General features: G+C 72.1%; 9 protein-coding genes. 5 read left to right on the top strand and 4 right to left on the bottom strand.

All coding sequences use genetic code 11. The annotated features are described in order from the left end of the window. Positions 1 to 90 precede the first annotated feature (90 nt). The gene (locus ACWC5C_RS14690; protein WP_450875881.1) at positions 91 to 696 is read left to right on the top strand and encodes a LuxR C-terminal-related transcriptional regulator; all 606 of its coding nucleotides are present in this window, start codon (positions 91 to 93) and stop codon (positions 694 to 696) included. Between the two features lie 41 nt (positions 697 to 737). On the opposite strand, the gene ACWC5C_RS14685 is transcribed toward ACWC5C_RS14690, so the two are convergent. Beyond that, entirely contained in the window at positions 738 to 2,357 is a 1,620-nt protein-coding gene (locus ACWC5C_RS14685) for a PucR family transcriptional regulator (RefSeq protein WP_450875754.1), read from the bottom strand. Between the two features lie 238 nt (positions 2,358 to 2,595). On the opposite strand from ACWC5C_RS14685, the gene ACWC5C_RS14680 reads away from it, so the two are divergent. The 3 genes from ACWC5C_RS14680 to ACWC5C_RS14670 all read left to right on the top strand — a co-directional run bounded on the left by ACWC5C_RS14680 (position 2,596) and on the right by ACWC5C_RS14670 (position 7,207). After that, a complete protein-coding gene (locus ACWC5C_RS14680; protein ID WP_450875753.1) occupies positions 2,596 to 3,855 on the top strand; it encodes an aspartate aminotransferase family protein in 1,260 nt (419 codons plus the stop codon). Positions 3,856 to 3,943: 88 nt separating this feature from the next. After that, positions 3,944 to 5,425: an NAD-dependent succinate-semialdehyde dehydrogenase gene (locus tag ACWC5C_RS14675; protein ID WP_385439282.1), complete on the top strand. Its 1,482-nt coding sequence runs from the start codon at positions 3,944 to 3,946 to the stop codon at positions 5,423 to 5,425. A gap of 477 nt (positions 5,426 to 5,902) precedes the next feature. Beyond that, the gene (locus ACWC5C_RS14670; protein WP_450875752.1) at positions 5,903 to 7,207 is read left to right on the top strand and encodes a CAP domain-containing protein; all 1,305 of its coding nucleotides are present in this window, start codon (positions 5,903 to 5,905) and stop codon (positions 7,205 to 7,207) included. A 31-nt stretch (positions 7,208 to 7,238) separates the two neighbouring features. Here ACWC5C_RS14670 and ACWC5C_RS14665 read toward each other — a convergent pair whose 3' ends face one another. Then, on the bottom strand, positions 7,239 to 8,012 hold the full coding sequence (locus ACWC5C_RS14665; RefSeq protein WP_450875751.1) for a peptidoglycan-binding domain-containing protein: 774 nt from the start codon (positions 8,010 to 8,012) through the stop codon (positions 7,239 to 7,241). A gap of 186 nt (positions 8,013 to 8,198) precedes the next feature. On the opposite strand from ACWC5C_RS14665, the gene ACWC5C_RS14660 reads away from it, so the two are divergent. Then, complete coding sequence (locus tag ACWC5C_RS14660) at positions 8,199 to 9,440, top strand: FAD-dependent oxidoreductase (RefSeq protein ID WP_450875750.1); 1,242 nt, start codon at positions 8,199 to 8,201, stop codon at positions 9,438 to 9,440. Between the two features lie 121 nt (positions 9,441 to 9,561). On the opposite strand, the gene ACWC5C_RS14655 is transcribed toward ACWC5C_RS14660, so the two are convergent. Further along, the gene (locus ACWC5C_RS14655) at positions 9,562 to 11,082 is read right to left on the bottom strand and encodes an amino acid permease (protein ID WP_385439287.1); all 1,521 of its coding nucleotides are present in this window, start codon (positions 11,080 to 11,082) and stop codon (positions 9,562 to 9,564) included. 71 nt (positions 11,083 to 11,153) lie between these two features. Continuing rightward, the gene (locus tag ACWC5C_RS14650; RefSeq protein ID WP_450875749.1) at positions 11,154 to 12,161 is read right to left on the bottom strand and encodes a hypothetical protein; all 1,008 of its coding nucleotides are present in this window, start codon (positions 12,159 to 12,161) and stop codon (positions 11,154 to 11,156) included. Positions 12,162 to 12,365: the final 204 nt, after the last annotated feature.

The following is a 12,365-nucleotide window of genomic DNA, read 5'->3' as shown; positions in this document are numbered from 1 at the left end:
GGCAGTCCCTTGGCAGTTTCCGCTCTAGCAGATTCGGCTCGGCCAACTCCCCGCGAACTCGAATGCGACCAGATCGAGTACGCGGATCTTCTGCGCCAGTTCGACCAGCCGGGGGCGTGTGTCGTCTGCCTCGACCCGTCCCTGACGGTCCGGCAGGCGAACCAGGAGTTCTTCCGGCAGTTCGACGACGACTCCATGAGCGTCTGCGGCCGCGACTTCTGCGATCTGGCGCACCCCAGCGCCCAGCAGGCACTGCACCGTCAGCTCTCCCGGCTGGCCGACGGCACCCGCCACCGGTTCGCAGGTCAGGTGGTGGTCGTCGGCTCCCAGGGCACCGCCTTCACCAGCGCGCTCACCGCGGTCGCCGTACGCGAGGGCACCTCGCACGTCGCCTCGCTGCTGGTGGTGCTGAGGCCCGTGGCAGGCGGTCAGGAGCTGGACATGGTGACCAGCCGCAAGAAGATCCTCAGCGAAATCGAGGCGCGCATTCTGGAAGGCATCGCGGCCGGACTCTCCACCATTCCGCTCGCCTCCCGGCTCTATCTCAGCCGACAGGGCGTCGAATACCACGTGACGCGTCTGCTCCGTAAGCTGCGGGTCCCCAACCGGGCGGCCCTGGTCTCCCGCGCCTATTCCGTGGGCGTCCTCAACGTGGGCTCCTGGCCGCCGAAGGTCGTCGACGACTTCGTGAAGTGAGACCGGCGGTGACGTGATCCGGCAGCCGCCACGCGGCGGCGTTACGGGGGGCCGGAGCCGCGGGCGAGCCGCAGCACGCTGAACGCGGTGAGCGCCACATGCAGCTGGGTGCGCTGCTCACCCGACTCCAGATCGCAGCCGAGCACCCGCTCGATCGCGTGCAGCCGCTGGTAGAACGCCTGCCGCGACAGGCTCGCGCGCTTGGCGGCCACCGTCTTGTTGCCCGCCGCGTCCAGATAGGCGTGGAGGGTCGCCAGCAGATCGGTGCCATGCCGCTCATCGTGATGCACCAACCGGCCCAGCTGCCGTTCCACGTACTCCTGCACCCGCACATCGCCGCGCAGCGCGTACAGCAACTGCCGCAGCCCGATATCGCTCAGCTCATGGAACGGCTTGTCGGCGGTGCCCGGGACGGCGGCGTCCGCGACCCGCGCGGCCTGCTGGAAGGAGCGCGCCGTCTGCGACAGGTCCGACACCTCGGAGCCCACGCTGACGACCGCGTCCGGATCGGACTCCCGTACGGACCGGCTCAGCCGCTCCACCAACGGCCGCCAGGGCGTGGCCGGATGGAACGCGAGCAGCACCCCGAGATGATCGCCGGGCACCGTGCCGGTCAGTACCGCGGCACCGGTCGCGGCCATCTCCTCGGTCAGCCGGTCCTCCAGCTCGCCCGGCTCCTCGCCGCCGGGCCCCGGGGTCAGGGTGACGAGTACGACGATCAGCCGCCGCCCCATGACCCGCATGCCCAGCGCCTCGGCCCGGGCCCGCGCCTCCCCGGCCGAGCGGCAGCGCTGCTCGACCAGATCCAGCAGCAGCGTGCGGTGGGCGCGCCGCTCCCACCGGGTGTGCTGGGTCAGCCGGGCGATGGTCAGGGCGGTGGCCGTACGCTCCAGCACCATCGCGTGCTCGGGACCCACCGCCGGGGCGCCCGAGGCATCCGGCAGCATGACCAGCCGCCCCCAGCGCTCGCCCCGGTACTCCACGGCCGTGACCAGCCAGTTCTCCGGGCCGCGCAGCTCCGTGCGGTCGGGCGAGGGCGTACCGCGGGACCGCCGGTCCCAGCCGGTCAGCACCCCCTCGACGGCCTGGCCGGGCGAGCCGCAGATCACGGCCCGGTGGACCAGGTTCTCCAGCACCACCGGATGGCCGCTCAGCTCGGCGGCCATACCGACCACCTCGTCCGGCTCGGCGCCGCGCAGGGTCAGCGCGGTGAAGGTGTCATGGACGTCCTGCGCCCGGCGCAGGGTCTCGATCTGGCTGCCGATGATCATTGAGTGGACGATCTGGGTGACCTCCACGAAGTTCACGTTCCCAGGCAGCAGGACGAGCGGGAAATCCCGGGCCCGGCAGGCCTCCACCAGCTCCGACGGCGGCTCGTGGTAGCGCCGGACCAGCTCGATGACCAGGCCCGCGGCGCCGATGTCCGCCAGCTCCTCCACGTAGCGGCGCACCAGCGCCGGGTCCTCGGGCAGCGGCATCCCGGTGGTGAGGACCAGCTCGCCGCCCTTGAGGAAGGACGCCGGGTCGAGCAGTTCGGTGATGTGGACCCAGCGGACCGGACGGGACAGCTGATCATGGCCGGACACCACCTCCGGATGCCCGGCGGCCAGTACCGGCAGCCGCAGCGCGTCGCCGAGGGTGAGCGGAGCGGAGCCGTTCATGCAGGCCACTCTGACAAGAGGGGCAGGCGGGCGCAACCATGAGCGGGGGTCTCCTTGACAAAGTGTCCACCCGGTCCCGGTTGACAGAACGTCCATCCCGATCACCGGCCCGCGACACAATGATCATTGTCTTTCCCCGGTCCGCTCCCGCAGGCTCGAAGAAGTCTCCGGAAGAGTCTTGAGGCGATTCCGGGAGCACACCGGTCCGCCGCCGTCCCCGTGGGTGTTGGGAGAGATCATGAGCAATCTGTCGCCGCAGCTCCGCCAGGCCACTCCGGTAGTAGCCGTCAGCGGAGAGGGGGTCTACCTCCACGGCGAGGACGGACGGCGCTATCTGGACTTCACCGCGGGCATCGGTGTCACCAGCACCGGCCACTGCCACCCGCGGGTCGTCGCCGCGGCCCAGGAGCAGGTCGGCACCCTCATCCACGGTCAGTACACGACCGTCATGCACCAGCCGCTCCAGCGGCTGACCGCCAAGCTCGGCGAGGTGCTGCCCGAGGGCCTCGACAGCCTGTTCTTCACCAACTCCGGCAGCGAGGCCGTCGAGTCCGCGCTGCGCCTCGCCCGCCAGGCCACCGGGCGGCCGAATGTCCTGGTCTGCCACGGCGGCTTCCACGGCCGTACCGTCGCCGCCGCGTCCATGACCACCTCCGGGACCCGCTTCCGCTCCGGCTTCTCGCCCCTGATGAGCGGCGTCGTGGTGACCCCGTTCCCGACCGCCTACCGGTACGGCTGGGACGAGGAGACCGCGACCCGGTTCGCGCTGAAGGAGCTGGACTACACCCTGCAGACCATCTCCTCGCCCGACGACACCGCCGCGATCATCGTCGAGCCGGTGCTGGGCGAGGGCGGCTACGTACCCGCCACCGAGGCATTCCTGCAAGGGCTGCGCGAGCGGGCCGACCGCCACGGCTTCCTGCTCATCCTGGACGAGGTGCAGACCGGCGTCGGCCGCACCGGCCGGTTCTGGGGCCATGACCACTTCGGGATCCGCCCCGACATCCTGGTCACCGCCAAGGGCCTGGCCAGCGGCTTCCCGCTGTCCGGCATCGCCGCCTCCGAGGAACTGATGGCCAAGGCCTGGCCCGGCTCCCAGGGCGGCACCTACGGCGCCAACGCGGTGGCCTGCGCCGCGGCCGCGGCCACCCTCGACGTCGTACGGGACGAGAACCTCGTCGCCAACGCCGACGCCATGGGCGCCCGGCTGCGCTCCGGCCTGGAGGACATCGCCGCGAAGACCCCCGCCATCGGCGACGTCCGCGGCCTCGGCCTCATGCTGGCCAGCGAGTTCGTCACCGAGGACGGCGAACCCGACCCGGCGACCGCGGGCCGGGTGCAGCGCGCCGCCGTGGACGAGGGCCTGTTGCTGCTCCTGTGCGGCGCCTGGAACCATGTGGTCCGGATGATCCCCGCGCTGGTCGTCGACGAAGCGGCGATCGACGAGGGGCTGCGCGCCTGGTCCGCCGCCGTGAGCGCCGGAACCGCCACCGCCTGACGCGGCCCCGGGCCGTCCATCACCCTCGGGAACCCCGGCCGCCGCCCGCCGCCCGCGCGGGCGGCGGCCACAGAAGGAGATTGCCGCTATGTCTGCCCTGCCCACCCCTTCGTTCCCCGCAGCGGGCGACGTCCTCGCGACGGTGTCCAAGAAGCTGTACATCGCCGGGTCCTGGTCCGACGCGGCCGGCGGCCTGACCATGCCGGTCGACGACCCGGCCACCGGCGAGGTGCTGTGCGACGTCGCCGACGCGAGCCCCGCCGACGGACAGCGCGCGCTCGACGCCGCCCTGGACGCCCAGGAGAAATGGGCCGCCACCGCCCCGCGCGCCCGCAGCGAGATCCTGCGCCGCGCCTACGAACTCATCCTGGAGCGCGCCGACGCGCTCGCCGCCCTGATGACGGCCGAGATGGGCAAACCGCTGGCCGAGGCGCGCGGCGAGGCCGCGTACGCCGCCGAGTTCTTCCGCTGGTTCTCGGAAGAGGCCGTCCGTATCGACGGCGGCTACGCCACGATGCCCGACGGCAAGAACCGCATGCTGCTCATGCGCCGCCCCGTCGGCCCCTGTCTCCTCGTCACCCCGTGGAACTTCCCGCTGGCCATGGGCACCCGCAAGATCGGCCCGGCGATCGCCGCGGGCTGTACCATGGTGCTCAAGCCCGCCCCGCAGACCCCGCTCTCCTCGCTCGCCCTCGCGGGCATCCTGGAGGAGGCCGGGCTGCCCGCCGGGGTACTCAACGTCGTCACCACCTCGCGGGCCGGTGAGGTCGTCGAGCCGCTGCTGACCGGCGGCCACATCCGCAAGCTATCGTTCACCGGCTCCACCCAGGTCGGCCGCGTCCTGCTCGCCCAGTGCGCGCCCGCCGTGGTCCGCACCTCCATGGAACTCGGCGGCAACGCGCCCTTCATCGTCTTCGACGACGCGGACCTCGATGTCGCGGTCGAGGGCGCCATGACCGCCAAGATGCGCAACATGGGCGAGGCCTGCACCGCCGCCAACCGCTTCTTCGTCCACTCCTCCGTGGCCGCCGAGTTCGCCGACCGCCTCGCCCGCCGCATGGGCGCCCTCGACGTCGGCCCCGGCAGCCGCCCCGGCGTCGACGTCGGCCCGCTGATCGACCGCGCGGGCCGTACCAAGGTCGAGGACCTGGTCGCCGACGCCGTCGCCCGCGGCGCCGAGGTCCTGGTCGGCGGCGCCACCCCCGACGGCCCCGGCTGCTTCTACCCCCCGACCGTGCTCACCGGCGTGTCCCCGGCCAGCCGCCTGATGGAGACCGAGATCTTCGGCCCGGTCGCCGCCATCCTCACCTTCGAGGACGAGGACGAAGTCGTCGCCACCGCCAACAGCACCGAATGGGGCCTGGTCGGCTACGTCTTCACCCGCGACCTCAACCGCTCGCTGCGGGTGAGCGAACGCCTGGAGGTCGGCATGGTCGGCCTCAACACCGGCCTGGTCTCCAACCCGGCCGCCCCCTTCGGCGGCGTCAAGCAATCCGGCCTCGGCCGCGAGGGCGGCCGCGTCGGCATCGACGAGTTCCTGGAGTACAAGTACATCGCCACCCCCGCGTAGCTGATCCCCTACCCGCCCCTCCCCGAACCCAGGGCGCTCCGCCCCTGGACCCCGCCCCCGCCCGGCCTGGACGGCGGTCTGGGGCCCGTATCCGGGGGACATGGGCGTGGCGGACGTTGGTGTTCCGGGTCACCGGGTCGATGGCGGCCAGGTGACCATCGGGCGGCCCCGGAGGCGGGGACCCGTTGGCCGGGCCACGCAGCCGACGTAGCGCAGCTCGTCGCGGCCGGTGACGATCCCGTCCGGGCGGGCCCTCAACCTCCCGAATACCAGCCCGTCCGGCGCTCGAGGACCGGGGCCCGGGGCGAAGCCCCGGTTGCGGGGCCTGCGACTCAGCCCGTCCGGCGATTGAGGACCGGGGGCTGGGGCGGAGCTCCAGTTGTGGGGAGGGGCGGGTAGGGGAGAAGCCACCCGGCGCGGGAACCGCCTCCGCCGCCGGGCCGTTGGCCTGGTGGGCACGGCGCGAGGAGGGGACCCATGGCCGAGTTGGTGCCCGGCAGCAACCAACCCCTGCCGGACGGCACGCTGACCATCCGCGTCCCAGGCCCCTTCGACCTCTCCGCACTGGTCACCGGCGACGACGGAAAGGTCGCGGGCGACAACGACTTCGTCTTCTTCAACCAGCCCACCGCCCCCGGCGTCCAGGTCCACGGGGACACCATCACCGTGCGGCCCGGCCAGCTGCGCCCCGGCGCCAGCCGGGTCACCGTCGTCGTCAGCCCCGCCGACCCCGGCACCCCGCTCGGCCGCCTGCCCGCCCCCGTCATGGGCATCACCGGAAGCGGAAGCGGCGGCAACACCCCGCTGGCCCGCTTCGCCCCGCCGCGCCCCGGCACGGAGACGTTGCTGCTGCTCGCCGAGATCTACCGGCGCGGCACCCGGTGGAAGGTACGGGCCATCGGCCAGGGGTACGCGGACGGGCTGTCCGGGGTGGCGCGCGACTTCGGCGTCGACGTCGCGGACGACGGCACGGCGGATCCACAGCCGACACCCCCACCGACCACCGGCGACGCGCCCGCCCTCGCGCTCGTCAACGCCGCCCGGTCACGCCACGGCGCACCGCCCGTAACCCTCGACCCCCGCCTCACCCGCGCCGCCGAAGCCCACGCGGCGGCCATGGCCGCACACGGCGCGCTCGGTGCGGAGAGCCCCGACGGGACGTCACTCTTCCACCGGATCGCGGCCAGCGGCTACACCCCGCTCACCGTGACCGAGCACCTCGTCTCCGGACCCCGTACCCCGGACGCGTTCATCGACTACTGCCTGTCCGATGGGGAGCGCGGCGGCCCGTTCCGGGACCCGGCGGTCGCCCATGTGGGCATCGGCAGCGCGTCCGGCGCCGGGGACGTGTTCTGGACGGCGGTGTGGGCGCAGCCCTTCACCCCGGACGGCCTGCGCCGCCTCGCGGCCGAGGTGATCGCGCTCACCAACGCCGAGCGCGCCACCGCCCGGCTTGCGCCACTCGCCCCCGACCCACGGCTGACCACGGCGGCGCAGGCGCACAGCGACGACATGGTGGCCCGCGACTTCTACTCCCACACCAGCCCCGAGGGCGGCCAGCCCTGGGACCGGGCCGCCACCGCCGGGGCCACCCACCGCGGGATCGGCGAGAACATCGCGTGCGGGCAGCGCGGCCCGGCGGAGGTGGTCCGTGGCTGGATGAACAGCCCCGGCCACCGCGCCAACATCCTCAAGGCCGACTTCACCCACATAGGCATCGGCTACGCCACGGGCAGCCGCGCCGGTACGTACTGGACCCAGCTCTTCGGCGCGAGCCGTTAGAGCGGATAGAGCCGCTAGAGCCGAACAGCCGTCAGGTGACGGCGCCGGTACGGGACTCCAGGTCGCGCCGCGTGGCGTCGCCGTACACCCCGTCCTCGTCGCCGCGAATCCCGTACCAGAGCTGGAAGCGGGCCACGGCCTCGGTGAGGGTCTGGTCGTACTGGCCGTTGACCTGGCCGTCCTGGTAGACGTTGGGGATCTTCAGCAGCCGCTTCTGGAGATCGGACACCTGCGGACCGCTGTCGCCCTGGCTCAGCACACCGGCCTGGCTCCCCGGCGGCGCCGGGACCGCCGTGGTGGGGGCGGCGGAGGCGGTCGGCGTACGCCCGGCGTCGGACGCGGTGGGCTTGCCGCCGCCCGGTGAGGCGACGTTGATGGCCGCGCCGCCGGGGAGGAGCAGGACGAGCGCGAGGGCGACGCCCAGCCCGACCCCCGCGACGATGAGCACGGCGGTCCGGGGATGGTGCCGTACCACAGTGGTCGCCGGGGGAGCAGCGGGCGGCGGCGCGATGGTCTCGGTAGGCGGGTCCGTACCCCAGGAGTCGGACGCGGCGAAGGAGTCGGACGCCGGGACGCGGGAGTCCATCACCTGGGTCTCGTCCTCGGCGATCCGGTGTGCCTCCGGCGGAAGCCTTTCGCCCGGCGGCTTGAACAGATCCAGATCCTCCATCCATTCCTCCATCGGCCCGTCCACGTCCTCGCCGGACTCCGGCCGCGGCTCCGGATCCGGCCCCGCACGGAAGATCGCGGTCGGTTCGATCACGTGACGCCCACCCACCCGCTCGGGATCGGTTTCGGCTGCCATACAGACCTCCTAGTGCCCCACGCCATTCAGCGGGGGATACGGACGGAAGTCCGGGAAGACTCAAGCCGATCGCCAACCGGCGATCGAGGAGCCGTGACGTTCACCCGACTGCCGCGCCCCGCGCCGGGCACCGGGAGGGAACCGATAAGGAACGGCCCCCGCAAGCACGCCGAAGGGAGCACATCGATGGAGCGGACCACATGTTGCGTGGTGGGCGGCGGTCCCGCCGGGATGGTCCTCGGGCTGCTGCTGGCCCGGGCGGGCGTGGACGTCACCGTCCTGGAGAAACACGGCGACTTCCTGCGCGACTTCCGTGGCGACACCGTGCACCCCAGCACCCTGTCACTGCTGGAGGAACTGGGCCTGGCCGAGCGGTTCGCCTCGCTGCCGCAGCGCCATGTCCACTCCGTGCAGCTGCCGATCGGCGTGGACGGCGAGCTGTTCACCGTCGGCGATCTGAGCGTGCTGCCGGGCCCGTACAACTACGTCGCGATGGTGCCGCAGTGGGATCTGCTGAACCTGCTGGCGGACGAGGCCGGGAAGGAGCCGTCCTTCCGGCTGCGGATGAACACCGAGGCCACCTCGTTCCTCCGGGAGGGCGGCCGGATCACCGGGGTGCGCTACCGCACCGCCGACGGCGAAACCGGTGAGCTGCGGGCCTCCCTCACCGTGGCCTGCGACGGCCGTGGCTCGCTGGCCCGGCAGCTGCCCGAGCTGGGGCTGCGGGAATTCCCCTGCCCGATGGACGCCTGGTGGCTCCGGCTGCCACGGCACGAGGGCGATCCGAGGGGGCTGGTGGGCAACGTCGGCGACCGCTTCCTGACCGCCATGATCGACCGCGGCGACTACTGGCAGTGCGCCGTGCTGATCCCCAAGGGCACCGACGCCACCCGCCGCGCCGCCGGTCTGGACCGCTTTCTGACCGCCTTCGCGGCCGCCAACCCGTGGATGGGCGACCGCGATCCGGAGCTGCGCTCCTGGGACGAGGTGAAGCTGCTGGACGTACGGCTGGACCGGCTGCACCGCTGGCACCGCCCCGGCCTGCTGTGCATCGGCGACGCGGCGCACGCCATGTCGCCGGTCTTCGGCATCGGCATCAACCTCGCCGTCGAGGACGCCGTCGCCGCCGCCCGGCATCTGGCCGGGCCGCTGCGCGACGGCACGGTGGGCCTGCACGACGTCCGCGCCGTCCAGCGCCGCCGCTGGCCCACCGCCGCGGGCACCCAGGCGCTCCAGCGCGCCGCGCACGCCCGGGTCATCGCGCCGCTGCTGGCGGGGCGGTCACCGTTCGGCGACGGCTGGAAGCCGCTGCGGCTGGCGGAGGTGCTGACGAAGGCGCCCTGGCTCAAGCGGGCCCCGGCGTACTTCCTCGCGTACGGCGCGAAGCGCGAGCGGCCCCCGGTCTCGTCGCTGCTGCGCGGCGATTAGTGATCGCGTACGACGTACGGTGGGGCCGGGTGCGCAGAAACGTATCTGCGCACCCGGCCCCACCGCCTCGCGGGCTCGGACGACCCCCGGATCAGACCCGGCTCACTGGATCAGACCCGGCTCATACGATGCCCTCGGCGATCTCGGCCTCCTCGCGGGCGGAGCCATAGGCGGAGGGGGTGTTGTACGAACGGCGCGCGACGAACCACCAGATGGTGGCCAGGATCAGCACCGCCGCCAGCGCGATCGACGCGTAGTTCATCGAATCGGCCGTCACCGGGCTGGACTGCGGCAGGCAGAACAGCACCGTCACCAGCGCCACCCACACCACGGCCACCCAGCCGATCGGTTTGCTCCAGCGGCCCAGATGCCACGGCCCCTTCTCGAACCGGTCACCGGCGCGCAGCCGCAGGAAGACGGGGATCGCGTAGGCGGGGGTGATGCCGATGACGTTGATGGCCGTCACCGCGCCGTACGCGGTCTCCGAGTACAGGGACGGCAGGGCCAGCAGACACGCCACCGCGACCGACAGCCATACCGCGAGGACCGGCGTTTGGGTACGGGCGCTGACCCGCCGCCACAGCCGGGAACCCGGCAGCGCGCCGTCCCGGCTGAACGCGAACACCATCCGGCTGGCCGCCGCCACCTCCGCGTTGCCGCAGAACAGCTGCGCGGCGATGACGATGAGCAGCATGGCCGTGGCGCCACCGGTGCCGAGGGCGTCGATGAGGATCTGCGCGGGCGGCACCCCGGTGGCGCTCGCCTGCGTGCCCGCGTAGTCCTGGATGGCGAACGTCAGCCCCGCCAGCAGCACGAACCCGGCCACCCAGGACACCCAGATGGCGCGCACGATGCCGCGTGCGGCGGACACGGAGGCGTTGGACGTCTCCTCGGACAGATGCGCCGAGGCGTCGTAACCGGAAAAGGTGTACTGGGCGAGCAACAGGCCGATGGCGGTCACATAGAGGGGATTCGACCAGCCGGTGTTGTTGACGAATTCGGTGAACACGAACTCCGGCGACTGGTGGTGGGACGGAATGATCGCCAGCGCCCCGACGATGACCGCGACCCCGGCCAAGTGCCACCACACACTGATCGAGTTGAGCACACTGACCAGACGCACTCCGAACAGGTTCAGTGTGGCATGCAGCAACAGAATGCAGACAAAAATAACCATGGTCGAGCGCGGCGTGGGCTCGAACCCCCACTGCAGATTGAGCAGTGCCCCGGTGAACTGGGCCGCGCCGTAGTCGATACCGGCGATCGCGCCCAGCAGCCCCAGCAGATTGAGCCAGCCGGTGTACCAGCCCCAGGCGCGGCCCCCGAGCCGGTCGGCCATGTAATAGAGCGCGCCGGAGGTCGGATACGCGCTGGTGACCTCGGCCAGCGCCAGACCCACACACAGTACGAACAGACCGACACCGGCCCAGCCCCACAGCATGACCGAGGGGCCGCCGGTGTCCAGGCCGAACCCGTACAGGGTCATGCAGCCGGACAGAATGGAGATGACCGAGAAGCTGATCGCGAAATTGCCGAAGCTCCCCATGCGGCGGGCCAGCACCGGCTGATATCCCAGCTCGCGCAGTCTCTGTTCCTCGTCCCGCTGCGGTGCGGAAACGGAACGCGACCAGGGCGTGGACATGAACGTACCTCCGGAAAAGGAAAAAACGGGGACGGTCAGCAGAGGCGGGAAAGACGGAAGGGAAGAACGGCTCAGCCGTTGGAACCGGGTCTGTCGCCACGGGCGCCCGCGAGACAGCGGACCCGGGCGCGCAGGAACATGTCCTCGGCCTGTGCGCGGTCATTCGCGTCGGGCGTGCGATAAGCCCAGGGGAGTGGGGTGAAATACGGCCCCAGCATCTCGAAGACCCGGGCCGCTTCGGGGAATTGCAGCGCCCCCCACAGGGCGTGCGCCAGATGGTTGAGGTCCAGCAGCGAGCTGGTCTCCCGGTCCGCGTGGTCGAACCAGAGGCGCAGCGCCTTGTCGGCGTCCCGCGCCGCGTCCTCGGTGGCCCAGTGCAGGTCCAGGGCCTTCTCGTAGCCCCGTTCCTCGCGGTACCGCTCGACATGGACGTACAGCGGCAGCACATGCAGCGGGGAGCCCTTGGGCGCCCCCGAGACCACCCACTGCACGAAGTTGACCGCCTCGGCCAGCGAACCGCCCGCCCGCCGCGCGTACACGAACTGCAGCATCCGGTGGTATGCCTCGCGGTTGTGCGGATCGCGCCGGTCGGCCTCCGCCAGCAGCCCCCACGGGCCGGGGAACAGCAATGGCCCCGGCGGGTTCGTCCGGTGCTCCGGCCGCCGCTGCTCCTTGTCGAGCTGAGCGAGCGCCAGCAGACAGACCCAGGGGACCGGGTCCGCCGGGGAGTTGTGCGTGGCCAGCTGGCAGGACTCCCACGCCTCCCGCCACAGCTCGCGGGTGCGCTGGTGCCCCTCGCGATGGGCGCGCACCGCCCGCTCCACCGCCACCCGGGTGTGCATCACCAGCGCGGCGACACACCGGGGTTCCTCGGCCCGCCACGCCTCCACCACATTCGACCCCGCCGCCACCGCGGCCAGCACCTGGGTGCGCTGCGTCCACTGGGCCCAGGTCGGGGTCCCGGCCAGCAGGTCGCGCATGGCTATCCAACGCCCCGTGCGCACGTCCTGCAGCGCGCTGCGCAGTCCGCTGTCGTAGCCCGCCGGGTGGTAGACGGGGCGGAACACTTCCTCGGGCATCGGATGACTTTCGGACGGAGCGTGATGGACCGGGCGCGGCAAATTCCAGGGCCTGACGAGTGGATGCCCGGGATCCTATAGCCATCCCGCCATGACTCAAGGGGGCCTGGGCCCGCATCCGGGGCGCGGCCGTGGGCCGGATGCGGCAAGCGGGCGCCGGACGTGCGGTCTTGACGCCGCCTCGTCGCTGCACCACGCTTTCAG

This window comes from Streptomyces sp. NPDC001700, assembly GCF_053596435.1.
The sequence above is the reverse complement of the archived record's forward strand: the minus strand, read 5'-3'. Positions and strand labels throughout refer to the sequence as shown.